We start from the raw sequence: 15,741 nt of genomic DNA, 5'->3' as shown, positions 1-15,741 counted from the left end.
CTCAACCGTGCGGCAGCGCGTCGAGCCACGCGTCGACCAGCGTGCGGCTGGCCGCATTCACGGCGGGGGCGTAACGGGCGGTGTCGGCGCGCATCTGCGCCAGATCGATATGCGCGTTCGCCAGTTCCACCGTATGACCGATCAGCCAGCGCTCGATGTCGCGGGCCGGCAATTCCACGTGGAACTGAAGCGCCAGGACGTTCGGTCCGAACGAAAAGGCCTGCGTGGGCGTGATGTCGGTCGCGGCGAGGCGCGTGGCGCCGGCCGGCAGGTCGAAGATGTCGCCATGCCAGTGGAGCACGGGCAGGCCGTCGAGCGCCGCCAACGGCGAGGCCTTGCCCTCGTCCGTCAGGTGGAGCGCGCTCCAGCCGATCTCCTTTTCCGCGCCCGGATAGACGCGCGCGGCCAGCACCGCGGCAAGCGCCTGCGCGCCGAGGCAGATGCCGATGACGGGCGTGCCCTTGTTCATCACGGCCTCGATGAGCTTCAGCTCGTCCTTGAGGAAGGGGTAGCGGTCGAGCTCGTAGATGCCGATGGGGCCGCCCAGAACCAGAACGAGGTCGGCCTCGCGCGCAGGCGCCAGATCGTCGCGCCCCGCTTGAAGATAGGTGACGTAGTAGCCCCGTTCCTCGAGCACCGGCTGCAGCGTGCCCGCGTCCTCGAACGCCACGTGATAGATCGCAACGGCCGTTTTCATCTTTGCCTCCGTACCGGACCAGAGCGAAGCCTAAACGACGATCGCGACGCCTTGGCGGCGGGGATCGCCCGCGCCGTGCGCGCCGCCCTTCTGATGCCAGCGCGCCACATGCACACCGCCGAAGAAGAGGTTGCGCTCGGGCCAGGCCTTGGCTTCTTCGGCAAGCGTGCGCAGCGCCGCTTCCTCTTCCCCCGAAAAGTCCGGCTCGAAACTCACCGTGCCGCAGCGTTCCACGTGCAGCCGGGGCGCAAGCACGGCCGCCTCCACATCCATGCGATGGGCCAGGAGATTGACCGCCACCTGGAGGATGGCGGTGCGGATGCGGTTGGACCCGCCGGTGCCGAGCGCCGTGACGGTGCCGTCGGCCTCCGCGATGATGGTGGGGGCCATCATGGAGGACATGCGGACGCCTTCGCGGAAGTGTCCCGGCGTCTCGTCCACCACGTCCTCCTCGCCCAGCATGTTGTTCAGCATGAAGCCGTGATCGCCCACGACGAAGCCGTTGCCCTCGCCGTTGGAGAGGCTGACGGCGCAGCATTGCCCTCCGCGCGATCACGCTGATATGGGTCGTGCCGCGATAGGCTGGCGGCGCGGCCGCAGACGCGGCCACGGTCGCGGCGATGTCTTGCGCCATCAGGCCGCTTGCGAGGCGGGCACCCAGATGCGCGCCGTGGGTGCCGCGCATCTCGTTGGTCGCGATCATGGCCGCGCCCAGCGCGCCCGCATCGATGGGCTTGCCTAAGGCGCATGGGCTTCGAGAAAGGCAAGGCCGTAGGCGATCAGTGCGCCGCCCGCACTCGGCGGCGGGTTGAGGGCGACGGTGGCGCGGCCGAACCGCCACAGAAGCGGGTCCCGCAGGCACACCGCGTAGCCCTTCAAGTCCTCCAGCGTGAGATGCCCGCCCCGGTCGCGGGACTGGGCCGCGATGGCCCGACCGATATCGCCGTCGGTGAAGAGCCGCGCGCCGTCCTCGGCGAGCCAGGCCAGCGTTTCGGCAAGCCCTTCGTTGCGGAAGGTCTCGCCCGCCTTCATCAGCGTGCCGCCCGGCGCGAAGATCGCCCGCGCTTCGGCGCTTTCGGTCAGGATCGGCGCGATCACGGTGAAGAGATAGGCCTGGAAGTCGGAGAGCGGAAAGCCTTTCTTTGCCGCCCGAACCGCCGGCTCCACCAGCCGTGTCATCGGCAGGCGCCCATAGGCCTCGTGCATGGCGAACAGGCCTTGGGCCAGGCCCGGCGTCGCGCTCGACCCAAGGCCGATATGGAATTCCTGGGTGGCCGGACCGAAATCGGCCTGGATCGGAAAGAAGGACACCTTGCCCCGGGACCGGCGCTTGAGGGGCGTCTCCACGAAGAAGTCGAACAGTTTCGCGGTGCGGTCCCCGGCCGCGCGCGCCATGAGGAATCCCCCGCCGCCCGGGGAGGCGAACACCGCTTCGGCGACGAAACTCATGCAGACACCGGCGATGGCCGCATCGAAGGCATTGCCGCCGTCGGCCAGTATCTCGGCGGCGGCCTCGGCGGTCAGGGCATGACCGGCCGCGACGACACTTTGGGCTTTACTCATGCGGGTGTCCGTAAGGGGCGCTGCCGTCCGGAGCAAGGGCGCGCTGCCCCGAAATGGGCCTCAAATCGACTCATGGCCGGACGCGCGCCCGGCCATGATCACGATTCGTCCGATGCGACGGGGCACTAGCTCAGCCGCTTCTCCAGCTCGCCGAGCTCTTCGTTCAGGCCGGCCGGCAACTTGTCGCCGAAGGTCGCATAGTGCTCCTTGATGGAGGGGATCTCCGCCTTCCAGCCTTCGGAGTCGACGCGGAGCAGTTCCTTCATGTCGGCCTCGTCGACCTCCAGGCCCTCGGTATCGAGCCCATCCGTTGTCGGTATCTTGCCGAGCGGCGTATCCACGGCCTCGGCTGTGCCGTCGCAACGTTCGAAGATCCATTTCAGGACGCGGGAGTCTCGGCAAAGCCCGGCCAGAGAAACTTGCCTTCAGGGCTTTTGCGGAACCAGTTCACGTAGAAGATCTTCGGCATCTTGTCGCCGCCCTTTTCGCCGATCTTCAGCCAATGGGCGAAATAGTCGCCCATGTGGTAGCCGCAGAACGGCAGCATCGCCATGGGATCGCGGCGCAGATCGCCGAGCCCGCCCGTGGCCGCCGCCGTCTTCTCCGAGGCCATGATCGAGCCGAGGAACGTGCCCTGCTGCCAGGATGAGGCTTCCATCACCAGCGGGACCACCGAGGCGCGGCGGCCGCCGAACAAAATCGCATCGATCGGCACGCCGTTCGGGTCTTCCCATTCGGGCGCGATGACCGGGCACTGGCCGGCAGGCGCGGTGAAGCGCGAGTTCGGATGCGCCGCGGGACGCTCCGAATCCGGCGTCCAGGACCGGCGCAGCCAATCGGTGGTATGCGCGGGCGGCTCCTTCGACATTTCCTCCCACCAGACATCGCCGTCGTCCGTCAGCGCCACGTTGGAAAAGATGCAGTTGGCATCGAGCGTGCGCATGGCGTTGACGTTGGACTTGTCGGACGTGCCGGGCGCGACGCCGAAAAAGCCGGTCTCCGGGTTGATCGCGTAGAGCCGTCCGTCGTCGCCGAATTTCATCCAGCAAATGTCGTCGCCGATGGTCTCGGCCTTCCAGCCCGGGATCGTGGGGTTGAGCATGGCAAGGTTGGTCTTGCCGCACGCACTCGGGAAGGCGGCGGCGATGTACTTCACCCGGCCTTCCGGATTGGTGAGCTTGAGGATCAGCATATGCTCGGCGAGCCAGCCCTCGTCGCGCGCCTTCACGCTTGCGATGCGCAAGGCGTGGCACTTCTTGCCGAGCAGGGCGTTGCCGCCATAACCGGACCCGTAGGACCAGATCTCCCGCGTCTCGGGAAAGTGCGAGATGTACTTGGTCTCGCTGCAGGGCCACGGCACGTCGGCCTGTTTCTCGGAGGTCAAGGGCGCTCCGACCGTGTGCATGCCGCGCACGAAATCGTCCGAATCGCCGAGGGCCTTCCAGACCGCGTCTCCCACACGGGTCATGATATGCATGTTGGCGACCGCGTAGGCGCTATCGGTGACCATCACGCCGATGCCGGCGATGGGCGAGCCGACCGGGCCCATGGAATAGGGCACCACATACATGGTGCGGCCCTGCATGGCGCCGTCATAGAGCTTCGACAGGGTCTCTTTCATCGTGGCGGGATCGGACCAGTTGTTGGTCGGGCCCGCGTCCTCCTCCTTCTCGGAGCAGATGAAGGTCTGGTCCTCGACCCGCGCGACGTCCTTGGGATCGGAGCGGACGAGAATGGAATTCGGACGCTTTTCCGGGTTCAGCCACATGGCGGAGCCGCTGTCCACCATCGCCTTCAGAAGCTCCTGATACTCCTCCTTGGAGCCGTCGCACCACTGGACCTGCTCGGGCTTGAACAACTCTTTCGCCGCCTCGACGAATTCCAGCACTTTTGGATTGGTGGTCGGGGCCACTTTCGACTGAACATTCATGCGTTTCCGTCCCTATATCTTGAACTCGTGACTTTTTTGATCGGTTGAGCATACCCCATTATGGGTGCTTTCGAGAAAGCACCGGCCAGGGGTAAGGCCCACGGCAATCGTCAGGTGGACCCTATCTTGGCCCTGGCCTCGTCCACAAGGCGGACGAGCGCCTTTCGTGCGTCCTGAGGCGTCTCGACGCGCCTCGGAAAGGTCATCCGCAAGGCCTCGGTTCCGCGCACGAGGTCGCAGCCTTCCGGGTCGAGACCGGTCATGCGCCAAGCCCCCGCTCCAGTCCCGCGCCGAGGCGGCGCGTCCGGGGCCGCCGTTTCGCCGCCAAGGCTCTGGGCATAGAGCGCAACGGCGTCGGCATGATCGGCGTTCATATGCGCCACAATCCCCTCTTCGGCCTCCACGACCGCCTCCGCGCCTGTCAGAGGGATCGACAGGTCCTGGGGCTCCAAATCCACGATACGTCCGAAGCCGCCGATGAAATGGGCGTTCTCGACCTTGAGCCGCCAGAAGGAAAAGTCCGGAAAATCGGCGTAAAACGACGCCTCGGCCTGGCGTGCCAGGAAGCGGCGGCGTACGGCCGGGTCTTCGGTCTTTTCGGCCCTGCCGCTCAGCGTGAGGCGCGCGCCTTGTAGCGGATCGCCGCCCTCCGCGGCCCCCTGACCGGTCCCGTCCACCAGGATCGCCGCACGCGGTTCGTTCATCAGATTGCGCGTATGCCGGGCCAGGGTCGAGATCAGAAAAACGGGCGCGCCGCCCGCGTCCGTGGCCAGGGTGATGAGCGAGGCATAGGGCGCGCCGTCCGGGGTATCCAAAGTTGCAAGCGAGGCTTTGATCGCTTGGCGGATCAGCTTGCGCGCTTCTGCCGCGATCTCCGCCGTATCGGGGTATTCTGGAGAGTTATTTACTTGCGCCATAACGGTTTTTGTTGCATCCCGGTATCGATGGGTCGGGCGCCAAGCGCCCCTCGCTCTGCCCCGATGCTGCCACTGTTTTCGCGCAGCCCTAGGAGCATAATACCCAGTAGATCGCGTACAGCGCGCAATAAAGGCCCCCCTATGCCAACTATCGCTCTTGTCGACGACGACAGAAACATCCTCACCTCCTTGCGCATGGTGCTCGAGGCGGAGGGGTACAAGACCCAAACCTACAACGACGGCGCAAGTGCGCTGGACGGCCTGTTCGACAGCCCGCCCGACCTCGCCATTCTCGACATCAAGATGCCGCGCATGGACGGCATGGAACTCCTGCGGCGCCTGCGGCAGCGCACGGAAATGCCCGTGATCTTCCTCACCTCCAAGGACGAGGAAATCGACGAGTTGTTCGGCCTCAAGATGGGCGCGGACGACTATATCCGCAAACCTTTTCCGCAGCGGCTGCTGATCGAGCGCGTCAAGGCCGTGCTGCGGCGCGCGCAGCCGCGCGATACGGCCCAGGCGGTCGAGGACAAGTCGAAGGTCCTGGAGCGTGGCAAGCTGAAGATGGACTCCGAGCGCCATACCTGCGTCTGGGATGGGCTTCCGGTCACGCTCACCGTGACCGAGTTCCTGATCCTGCAGGCCCTCGCCCAGCGGCCCGGTGTGGTAAAAAGCCGGGACGCACTGATGGATGCGGCCTATGATGACCAAGTCTATGTCGACGACCGTACGATCGACAGCCACATCAAGCGGTTGCGGAAGAAATTCAAGGCCGTCGACCAAAGCTTCGATGTGATCGAGACACTCTATGGTGTGGGCTACCGTTTCAAAGAATAACAGGCAGCGCCGATGACTGCCGAGGCCGAAAGGTCCTGGCAGCAGGACCCCGCGACGCTGCGCGCCCGCGCCATGCGCATGGGACGCGCCGGGCTTTATTGGCTCAAGCGCCTGTCGCGCTGGCTCGGGCAGCACCGGCCGTTCCGACACGGCTTCTCGAGCCTCACGCGCCGGATCGTCGTGCTGAACCTCATCGGCCTTGCGATCCTCGTCTCGGGCATCCTTTATCTCAATCAGTTCCGCGCCGGCTTGATCGACGCACGAGTGCAGAGCCTGCAGACGCAAGGCGAGATCATCGCGCGCGCGATTGCCGCCTCCGCCGGCGTCGACGCCGACCCGTCCGAGGTCGATGCGGAAGCGCTTCTGGAGAAAGAGCTCGACCAGACGGGCTTTTCCACCGGCGATGCGTTGTCGACCGCGCTCGGGTTCACCATCGATCCCGAACGGGCCGCGCCGATCCTGCGGCCCTTGGTGAAGCCGACCGGCAGCCGGGCGCGGATCTACGATCGCGACGGCGCGCTGATCCTCGATTCCGATACGTTCTATTCGCGTGGCGAGGTCTTGCGCTACGATCTGCCGCCGCCCGAGACCACGGAGCCCGACGCCCTGACGACATTCTGGAACGCGGTGGCCAATCAGTTCCAGCCCACCGAATTGCCGATCTACAAGGAGATCGGGACGCTCAACGGCAAGGCCTACCCTGAAGTCGCGACCGCGCTGACGGGCACCTCGGTGCCGATCGTCCGCAAGAACGACAAGGGCGAGATTGTCGTGTCGGTGGCGATCCCCGTGGAGCGGATGCGCGCGGTGCTCGGCGTGCTGCTCCTGTCCACCCGTGGCGGCGACATCGACAAGATCGTTGCGGCGGAACGCTGGAGCATCTTCCGCGTGTCGATCTTTGCCGCGGCCGTGACCATCGTCCTGTCGCTCATTTTGGCCAACACGATCGCCGGGCCCATGCAGCGGCTCGCGGTGGCCGCGGAACGCGTGCGGCACAGCGTCAGGCCCCGCGCCGAGATTCCGGACTTCACGGACCGATCCGACGAGATCGGCCATCTGTCCGGCGCGTTGCGGGACATGACGACGGCCCTCTATCACCGGATCGATGCGATCGAGAGCTTCGCGGCCGATGTGGCGCACGAGTTGAAGAATCCTCTGACCTCGCTGCGAAGCGCCACCGAGACCCTGCCGTTGGTGAAGGACTCCGAATCGCGCGAGCGCCTGATGGACATCATCCAGCACGACGTGAAACGGCTGGACCGCTTGATCAGCGACATCTCCGATGCCTCCCGTCTCGACGCGGAACTGGCCCGCGAAGATGCAAGCCAGGTCGACATGGACGATCTGCTGCGGGCGACCGTGTCGCTCTACAACGACATCCATCGCGACGACCTGCCGGAAGTGTCGCTCGAGGTCGCGCCGGCGCCCGGCCCGTACCCCTATCGCGTGATGGGCCACGACAGCCGGCTGCACCAGGTCATGGTGAACCTGATCGAGAACGCGATCTCCTTCTCGCCGCCGCGCGGGCGCGTGACCATCAAGGCCCAACGGCGGGGAGACCAGATCGAAGTGGCGGTCGAGGACGAGGGATCGGGGATTCCGCCGGAGAATCTGGAGCGCATCTTCGAGCGCTTCTACACCGACCGGCCGCACGAGACCTTCGGCCAGAATTCCGGGCTCGGCCTCAACATCTCCCGGCAGATCGTCGCGGCGCATGGCGGCCGCCTCTACGCCGAGAACCGGCCGCCGCGCGACGGCGAGCCGGACGGAAGCGGCAAGCGCAGCGGCGGTGCGCGCTTCGTCATTCGCCTTGCCGCCGCGTGAGGCGCCGGTACAGGCGATGACGCGCGAACCCGCCCGCCAAGCGTCAGCACCCTCGTTCATGGGACATGCGTCGCGCTCGGGGCCCACGCGGCATTGTTGCGTGGTAAGTCCGGGTCCGGGAAATCGGATCTTGCTTTGCGCTTTCTCGCATTGCCGGACGGCGATGCGGGCCCGGCCAGGCTCGTCGCAGACGACCAGGTTTGCCTGGACGCAACGGGTGAGGGCGTCACGGCCTCGCCGCCAGCGAACCTTGCAGGCCTGATCGAAGTCCGAGGGCTCGGCATTCAGCCGGTTTCTTCGATCCCCGCCGCGCGGCTGGTGCTCGTGTGCGATCTCGTCGCCGCGGCGGAGGTGCCGCGCATGCTCCCCGATCCGTGGCCCCGCACGAGGCTCGCCGGAATCGCACTTCCCGTGCTGAAATTGGCGCCTTTCGAGGCATCGGCGCCGTTGAAGCTCCGAATGGCGATTGTGGCCGCGACGGCACACTTGCGTGAGGCGGAACAATAGGGTTTAGGAAGGCGCGGTTCGGACTTGCACAGTCCCCATTCGCCCGACCAAGATAGCGGCCCACAGCCGGGCGACATTCATCCCAGAGGTAGCATGATCGGCGTTGTCATCGTGACCCACGGAAATCTGGCTTGCGAGTTTCGGGCGGCGCTAGAGCATGTGGTCGGTCCCCAGGAGCAAGTCGAGACTATTTCCATCGGACCGGACGACGACCTCGATGCGCGGCGCGCGGACATGCTCGCGGCCCTCGCCAAGGTCGATTCCGGCGACGGCGTCGTCGTGCTCACGGACATGTTCGGCGGTTCGCCGTCGAACCTTGCGATCTCGGCCATGGAGAAGCCCGATGTCGAGGTCGTGGCCGGCGTCAATCTGCCGATGCTCGTGAAGCTGGCGAGCGTGCGCGGCGAGTGCGGCCTGGAAGAAGCCATCACGCAGGCGCAGGAAGCCGGACGCAAATATATCAGCGTGGCGAGCCAGATCCTGGCGGCGCACTAGATGTCCGGCACGAAGGCCCGCATCAAACTCGCCGACCCCGCCAACGGGGCCTATGCCGCCGATGTGCTGATCCCCAACAAGAAGGGCCTCCACGCCCGGGCCTCGGCGCAGTTCGTGCGCACCGCGGGCGAATACGAAGCCGACGTCACGGTGAGCCGCGAAGGCCAGACGGTGGGGGGGACCTCGATCATGGGGCTCATGATGCTCGCCGCCGGCCAAGGCCATTTCATCCATATCGAGGCGAGCGGCGAGAATGCGAAGGCGGCCATTCAGGCGCTGGTGGCCCTGGTCGAGAACGGCTTCGGCGAGGACGACTAGCGCCCCGGCCATTCAGTGCCGCGCGGCCGGGAAATCGGGTCCCCCGCTGCAGCCTTTTGCCCCCTGGACGGAGGGCCATCCGCCTTGACTCCCCGGCGGGGCTATAAGATATAAGGACTTCTTTATATCTTTATACAGTCAGAGGACGGCATGAACTACTACGTCAAGGATATCGGGCTCGCCGATTGGGGCCGCAAGGAAATCGCCATCGCTGAGACCGAGATGCCCGGACTCATGGCCGTGCGCGAGGAATACGGCGCCGCGCAGCCGCTGAAGGGCGCGCGCATCGCCGGCTGCCTGCATATGACCATCCAGACGGCGGTTCTGATCGAATCGTTGCAGGCGCTGGGCGCCGAGGTCCGCTGGGCCTCGTGCAACATCTTCTCCACCCAGGACCATGCCGCGGCGGCCATTGCCGCCACGGGCACGCCGGTGTTCGCCGTCAAGGGCGAGACGCTCGAGGAATATTGGGACTATGTGGACCGCATCCTGGAATGGCCGGGCGGCGAGACCTGCAACCTGATCCTCGACGACGGGGGCGACGCGACCATGATGGTCATTCTCGGCGCCCAGGCGGAAGTCGACCCGTCGGTTCTCGACAACCCGTCCAACGAGGAAGAGGAAGCCTTCTTCGCCACCATCAAGAAGCGCCTCGCACGCGATCCCGGCTTCTATTCCAAGGTCCGGGACAATCTGAAGGGCGTCTCCGAAGAGACCACCACCGGCGTTCACCGCCTCTACGAGATGCAGAAGAAGGGCAAGCTCCCCTTCCCCGCGATCAACGTGAACGACAGCGTCACCAAGTCGAAATTCGACAACCTCTATGGCTGCCGCGAGAGCCTGCCCGACGGCATCAAGCGCGCCACGGACGTGATGCTCGCCGGCAAGTTCGCCGTCGTCTGCGGCTATGGCGACGTGGGCAAGGGCTGCGCCGAGAGCCTGAAGAGCCAGGGCGCGCGCGTGGCCATCACCGAGATCGATCCGATCTGCGCGCTGCAGGCGGCGATGGAAGGCTACGAGGTGACCACCATGGAGGCCGCCGCGCCGCGCGGTGACATCTTCGTCACCACCACCGGCAACAAGGACGTCATCACCGTCGACCATATGCGGGAGATGCACGACCGGGCCATCGTCTGCAATATCGGCCATTTCGATAGCGAGATTCAGGTTGCCGCGCTCAAGAACTTCGTCTGGCACAACGTGAAGCCGCAGGTGGACGAGGTCGAGTTCCCCGACGGCAAGCGCATCATCCTTCTGGCCGAAGGGCGCCTCGTGAATCTCGGTTGCGCCACGGGCCATCCGAGCTTCGTCATGAGCGCCTCCTTCACCAACCAGGTTCTGGCCCAGATCGAGCTTTGGCAATATGCCGGCAAGTACGAGAACCAGGTGTATGTGCTGCCGAAGCATCTCGACGAGAAGGTCGCCCAGCTGCACCTGGCCAAGCTCGGCGCACAGATCACCAAGCTCAACGAGGAACAGGCCGCCTATATCGGCGTGAGCGTGGATGGCCCCTACAAGCCGGAGCATTATCGCTACTAGTTTGCGCTACCGCCCAGCGGCTGCTTGAGCGCTAGTTTGCGCTACCGGCCATCTTGTTCGGCCTACCGCTTCGCTGCTTGAGGCCGTTGGCCTACTTGAGCGCTTGTTTGCGCTATCGGCCATCTTGTTCGGCCTACCGCTTCGCTGCTTGAGGCCGTTGGCCTACTTGAGCGCGCAACGTCGTTGCTCTTGATGCGCTATCGCCTAGCGGCTACTTGAGCGCGCAACTTCGTTGCCTCTTGTTTGAGAAGCGGGTCCTTACTCTGACTCGTCACCCCCGGGCTTGACCCGGGGGTCCACGATTTGCAGCAAGTTCCGCCTTTCGTGGATGCCCGGATCAAGTCCGGGCATGACAATGATGGGATGTGTCACGGACCATTGGAACGGGCGCCGACGTTTGGCGCGCCGCGCGGCTGGGATATACTGACGGCTCATCGCCGGGGGCCGATGTCATGCGCACAGTCCTGACTGCCGTTGCGATCCTGACCGCTCTCGCGGGACATGCCCGCGCGGGCGGCATGCTCGTGGAGCACGCCGCCGCGCCCGAGACCGCCACGCGAGAGACCGCGAACTGGACCGGCTGCTACGCCGGCGGTCATCTCGGCGGAGCCTGGGGCACGAGCAGCAAATGGATCCCGCGCACGCCGGGCGGTGCGTTCCAAGGTGTGTCCCTCGGCGGCCATGACGTCGACGGGGTCATCGGCGGCGTGCAGGCGGGTTGCGACGTTCAGCTGGCGAACCGCGTGGTGCTCGGCATCGGCGGCGACTACGGCTGGACCGACGCGAACGGCAGCCATCCGTCCGCTCGCGAGACCGGCGTCACCTATCGCAGCGAGATGGACGGGCTCGGCACGCTCACGGGCCGCATCGGCTACGCCTTCGATACCCTGCTTGTCTATGTGGAAGGGGGCGCGGCCTGGGAGCGGGTTTCCTACGCGGCCGCGACCACGCAGATCGGCACCGCCTACCGCGCATCGGACACGCGCGAAGGCTGGACCATCGGCGGCGGCGGCGAATACGCGCTCACGCAGCACCTCTCGGCCTTCGTCGAATACGCCCACTACGACTTCGGCACGGACCGCATCACCCTCGACCCGCAATACAACTTCCTGCCCACCGCCTACGTGGACATCGAAGACACAGCCAATGTCGTCCGTGCCGGGATCAATCTGCGGTTCGGGGGCGGGTGGTAGAGGAAAGGAAAGTTCGAACACGGACCGCTGATAGCGCCAGCGCTTGTATTGCGTGTGCTCCGCGCGTACTGGCTGGACGAAGACAACGAGGGACTTCGACAGTCCATCACCTATCGGATTGTGCAAGCCCTTCGACTGTAGTGGAAGAGGGCAAGATTGAGAGCCCCGAGAAACGGGGTGGTATCAGGATTTGGACTTTGCCTTAGCGTCCTTGGCTTTCTCCCGTGCCACGAACTCTTTGACAGCGATCCGTATGACCTTGCTCGCGGTCATTCCCCGTTCCTCGCATAGGGTCTTTAGTTCAGCGGCAAGGTCGTCGCCGAGGCAGTGCCTCGACCCCTTAAATTCACGCGCCATACCACCCCGCAACGCACTACTCGTTGCGTATCAATGTACATTAATGTACATTAACTAGCGAATCAGTTTGCCTAGACTCCGCCACATGCAGGTGTTTGGATAAAAAAAGGGGGAGGCTCACTAGGAACCACCCCCGAGGATTTGAGTGCGGAGACGGAGGGATTCGAACCCCCGGAGCCTTTACCCCGGTCCACCTCTCACAGCTTACGGGAACACGGCTCACCCGGACCTAAACCGGGCACCTTAAGCCACTCAGTCACGTCTCCATATGCGCCCCGCCCCTTAAAGGCGGGGCGAATCGCTCGTAGCAGTATGAGGCGGCGAGTGCTAATCCGACAACCCCTCTGGGGGTTAATGCCCTCATGAACCACAACATCTCGACTCAGACGCTACGATAGGAAGCGTACGGTCTAATCTGGCTGCCGATGGGCCGGCATGTGACGAAATTGGGGCCGTTGCGTAACATGCTGTGTGTAATCACAATTTTTTGGCGATGCGGACGGGATAGCTTGGTGCTCTTGCTACCCATGGCCGGGCCAACCGACCAGCCAAGCTGGACGTCAACCTTATCCCCACCCGCCAAACCTGAGCTACGATGTAGCCATCCCTCGTTCGTGAGGACGCGAGCTGCAGACCGTCTGCTCTCGGGGCGGGGGACGCAGCGCCCGAGGTGGCGCGGTACCGAAGGGCCCGAGGTGAATGATCAAGCCCGGACCACCGCGTCGCGGCTAACGGACCGGCCTCGGGGGTCTCTACTCCGCCCGCCTGCGACGTAACGCGTGGGCCGTCGGGTGAGGCATACGATCTCCATGCGTATGTCTGTGCCACCGGAGATAAGCGCGCGGCATGAGGCTCTAAAACATCGCTGCGGCGTCGAGGCGTGTTTCGCTCTCTTGCGAAGCACCGTCCAAACGCCATGCGGGGCGCCGGAAGGCTGCCCACACAAAACAATCGGACGGCGGCCGACCAGCGCCCCGCAAGTCCCCACTTCGTGGGCTTGAGTTTTGAGACGTCGGGAGAGTGTGGCGAAGCCTCGTGCCAAACGGCTGCGGGACGCTTTGGCGTGCCCGCAATGCCTCCGACTCGTCATCCTGAGGTGCGCGGCGCGTGCTTCGAGGCTCGCTGCGCTCGCGCCTCAGCATGACGCGCCGCGCCTCGAAGGATGTCTGCGGTCTCCTCCCTCGCCATCGTCCGGTCGCGCCCCCAAGCAGCGAAGCGGTAGGGCATCCAAAGAAGCGCTCAAGCAGCCGCTAGGCGGTAGCGCAAACAAACATGCGCTCAAGTAGCGCGAAGCGCGGTAGCGCAAACAAACACACGCTCAAGCAGCGCGAAGCGCGGTAGCGCACACAAAGAGAGATCGGTACCAGCCGCGTTCGTGGACATCGCGTACGCGGCGAAATCGGGAACCAAGCCGGTCTCAACCCCTGATGAAGAAGAAGAAGATCGCAAAAATAAGAATCAGCCCGGAGAAATACGTGACCGGGAACAGCCACTGGGCGGTGGTATCGACCTTGCGGGCAAGCGAATCCCGATCGGCCCTGGAGAGGGACACCACGACAAGGCTCTCCAGGATCGTCAGACACATGACGACGAAGGAGTACAGCACGACCGTATCGGTGAGCGTGAAGTACGAGATCCGCGGCATGGTCCCGTCGATCAGGAACTGGTACGCGACAATCGTGAGGATGCCGATGAACGAAACATTCAACCGGTCTGACAGATCGTTGATGTCCATCCAGAAGACGGCCCACATGAGCGACACCAGGATCACCATGGGCGCGAGCACCTTCCAGATGATGTTCATGGGGTTGCGCTTCAGCGCTATGCCGAGCTTGACGCCGGAGACTTCAGCATTCTCGGCGTAGTACCGGGTCTTCGAGGTGAACGGTGTCATGTCGACGCCGACCAATTGCCACTGGGCAATGTTCACTCTCTGGTTGGTTTCGGCGTATTCCTCGCTGGCTCCCAGCATCCCTTGGTGGACCTCGAGCACCACTTCCCGGCTCGTGTCGCCAAACGCGATCATGTCCGCTTCCAGGACCTGCTTATCGAAGGGAAACGAGTGCAGCTTCATGGGCGTCTCAAGCGTCACATTACGTTGCTCCTTGGCGCGAACGCGGCCGTCGGAAAACACCTCGATCTGCATGGCGTTGAGATCGCCCGACCCGATTTCGTTGAGAAAAATCAGTGACGGCCACCAGCCGCCGAACACTTCGTCGAACTGGAAGCTGCCCTGAAACAGTTTGCGGTCGCTGCCGTATTCCTCCGCGTCGAACGCCAGACGCGGATCCATCCATTCCGCCAGAATGATGAGCTCGGTTTGAAAGGTCTCGTCCATCTCGTCCAAGTCGATAATGTCGGCCACGAAGATTCCGACCTTCACGACCGTCGGAGAGGCGGGCGGATTGGGCATGCCCGCATCGATGGCGAAGGCTGGAGCGGGGGCGAGAAGCAAGAGAAGCCAGAGAAGCACTGGTCTCAGCACTGCGCGGCGGGGAACATCGAAGGATCCGCCCTCGCCGCTCGATTGACGAACAAGGCGGCGGACATTCCTCAAGCAGGCAATTGGCATATCGAGACCCGATGGCTCCTGGGTTGAATCAAATCAGACTTGGCGAAGCCCAGCTATGGCCGAACCCCGAGACCTGTTTCAATACCCAAAATCCTGCAGCCGCTCCCGGCGGTCCACGGTCGCATGGCGCGAACCCGTCAGGCTTTGCCCGCGGCCGTCGCCTCGGGCACTTCGATCAGCGTCCCGGATCGCACGTCGTAGATATAGCCGTAGATGGGCACGCCGCCGGGCACCAGCGGGTGCGCGCGGATGCGGGCCACGTCTTCGGCGACGCCCTTGGCCTGATCGGAGATGGTGAGCCAGTCGATCGCCTCGCCCGCCGTCGAGCCGGGCCCCTGGCCGACGTCCTTCCAGCCGTCCGGCCCGATCTCGGCCGTATCGAGGCTCTGGCGGAGGAGGTCGCGCATGATCTCGTTGGTGAAGGTCTCCATCCCGCAATCGGTATGGTGGACGACGAACCATTCTTTGGTGCCGAGCAGCTTATGCGAGATGACGAGCGAACGGATGGCGTCGTCGCTGGCGCGTCCGCCGGCGTTGCGGATCACATGCGCATCGCCCTCGGCGAGTCCTGCGAACTTCGCCGGGTCGAGCCGCGCGTCCATGCAGGTCAGAATGGCGAAGCGGCGCGCCGGCGGCATCGGCAAGTCTGCCTTGTCTCCGAAGCTCTTCGCGTAGGCTTCATTCGCCTTCAGCACTTCGTCGTGCACCTTGGTCATCGCGTTTTCTCCCTGGACTGCTGTTTTGGCCCTTGCCAGCGAGGGACTTTGACACAACGCACGCGGATACGCGACCGGCCCGGAGTCCAGGTGCATTCACGCGACGTGGCGCATTTGGCGTACCCGTTTGTTCTCCGATTCGTCATGGCCGGGCGTGACTTGAGCCTGCACCCGGGCCGGCAAAGCCGGACCCGGGGCGGCCATCCACGCCTTGAAGGGAACGCCGCTCTGCGTGGATGCCCGGATCAAGTCCGGGCATGACGACGAATGAGAGAC

12 protein-coding genes, 1 tRNA gene and 3 pseudogenes are annotated in these 15,741 nt (G+C 64.5%); 7 read left to right on the top strand and 9 right to left on the bottom strand.

The genetic code is table 11. The annotated features are described in order from the left end of the window. Position 1: 1 nt before the first annotated feature. The 5 genes and pseudogenes from AUC68_RS05360 to AUC68_RS05345 all read right to left on the bottom strand — a co-directional run bounded on the left by AUC68_RS05360 (position 2) and on the right by AUC68_RS05345 (position 5,107). Positions 2-697: a glutamine amidotransferase gene (locus tag AUC68_RS05360; RefSeq protein ID WP_069436691.1), complete on the bottom strand. Its 696-nt coding sequence runs from the start codon at positions 695-697 to the stop codon at positions 2-4. A 30-nt stretch (positions 698-727) separates the two neighbouring features. Beyond that, a pseudogene (locus AUC68_RS15645) lies at positions 728-1,204 on the bottom strand (gamma-glutamyltransferase); the annotation flags it as partial. A gap of 231 nt (positions 1,205-1,435) precedes the next feature. Continuing rightward, positions 1,436-2,260, bottom strand: a complete 825-nt coding sequence (locus AUC68_RS15635; RefSeq protein WP_083240446.1) for a gamma-glutamyltransferase — start codon at positions 2,258-2,260, stop codon at positions 1,436-1,438. A gap of 125 nt (positions 2,261-2,385) precedes the next feature. Beyond that, a pseudogene (locus tag AUC68_RS05350) lies at positions 2,386-4,190 on the bottom strand (phosphoenolpyruvate carboxykinase (GTP)). A gap of 110 nt (positions 4,191-4,300) precedes the next feature. Then, positions 4,301-5,107 carry a HugZ family pyridoxamine 5'-phosphate oxidase gene (locus AUC68_RS05345; RefSeq protein WP_069436690.1) on the bottom strand — a complete coding sequence of 269 codons (807 nt, stop codon included), beginning with the start codon at positions 5,105-5,107 and terminating at the stop codon, positions 4,301-4,303. A gap of 141 nt (positions 5,108-5,248) precedes the next feature. On the opposite strand from AUC68_RS05345, the gene AUC68_RS05340 reads away from it, so the two are divergent. The 7 genes and pseudogenes from AUC68_RS05340 to AUC68_RS05310 all read left to right on the top strand — a co-directional run bounded on the left by AUC68_RS05340 (position 5,249) and on the right by AUC68_RS05310 (position 11,820). Further along, complete coding sequence (locus AUC68_RS05340) at positions 5,249-5,944, top strand: response regulator transcription factor (protein WP_069436689.1); 696 nt, start codon at positions 5,249-5,251, stop codon at positions 5,942-5,944. Positions 5,945-5,956: 12 nt separating this feature from the next. Further along, on the top strand, positions 5,957-7,768 hold the full coding sequence (locus tag AUC68_RS05335; protein ID WP_069436688.1) for a sensor histidine kinase: 1,812 nt from the start codon (positions 5,957-5,959) through the stop codon (positions 7,766-7,768). Between the two features lie 57 nt (positions 7,769-7,825). Then, positions 7,826-8,275 (top strand): annotated as a pseudogene (locus AUC68_RS05330) (HPr kinase/phosphorylase); the annotation flags it as partial. A gap of 93 nt (positions 8,276-8,368) precedes the next feature. After that, positions 8,369-8,770 (top strand): PTS sugar transporter subunit IIA, encoded by a 402-nt coding sequence (locus AUC68_RS05325; protein ID WP_045364320.1) that lies wholly within the window; start codon positions 8,369-8,371, stop codon positions 8,768-8,770. Next, on the top strand, positions 8,771-9,088 hold the full coding sequence (locus AUC68_RS05320) for an HPr family phosphocarrier protein (RefSeq protein ID WP_069436686.1): 318 nt from the start codon (positions 8,771-8,773) through the stop codon (positions 9,086-9,088). 150 nt (positions 9,089-9,238) lie between these two features. After that, on the top strand, positions 9,239-10,627 hold the full coding sequence (ahcY, locus tag AUC68_RS05315; RefSeq protein ID WP_069436685.1) for an adenosylhomocysteinase: 1,389 nt from the start codon (positions 9,239-9,241) through the stop codon (positions 10,625-10,627). Between the two features lie 365 nt (positions 10,628-10,992). Continuing rightward, complete coding sequence (locus AUC68_RS05310; protein WP_158008242.1) at positions 10,993-11,820, top strand: outer membrane protein; 828 nt, start codon at positions 10,993-10,995, stop codon at positions 11,818-11,820. 183 nt (positions 11,821-12,003) lie between these two features. On the opposite strand, the gene AUC68_RS18605 is transcribed toward AUC68_RS05310, so the two are convergent. The 4 genes from AUC68_RS18605 to AUC68_RS05300 form a co-directional block, all read right to left on the bottom strand. Further along, positions 12,004-12,177, bottom strand: coding sequence for a ribbon-helix-helix protein, CopG family (locus AUC68_RS18605; protein WP_083240445.1), 174 nt, complete (start codon positions 12,175-12,177; stop codon positions 12,004-12,006). Between the two features lie 148 nt (positions 12,178-12,325). Continuing rightward, positions 12,326-12,443: transfer RNA gene (locus AUC68_RS16700), tRNA-Leu, on the bottom strand. Positions 12,444-13,594: 1,151 nt separating this feature from the next. Then, positions 13,595-14,650 carry a ligand-gated ion channel gene (locus AUC68_RS05305; RefSeq protein WP_158008241.1) on the bottom strand — a complete coding sequence of 352 codons (1,056 nt, stop codon included), beginning with the start codon at positions 14,648-14,650 and terminating at the stop codon, positions 13,595-13,597. Positions 14,651-14,886: 236 nt separating this feature from the next. Beyond that, positions 14,887-15,465 (bottom strand): beta-class carbonic anhydrase, encoded by a 579-nt coding sequence (locus AUC68_RS05300; protein ID WP_069436683.1) that lies wholly within the window; start codon positions 15,463-15,465, stop codon positions 14,887-14,889. Between the last annotated feature and the right edge of the window lie 276 nt (positions 15,466-15,741).

Source organism: Methyloceanibacter methanicus (assembly GCF_001723285.1).
In the GTDB taxonomy this organism is placed as follows: domain Bacteria; phylum Pseudomonadota; class Alphaproteobacteria; order Rhizobiales; family Methyloligellaceae; genus Methyloceanibacter; species Methyloceanibacter methanicus.
The sequence above is the reverse complement of the archived record's forward strand: the minus strand, read 5'-3'. Positions and strand labels throughout refer to the sequence as shown.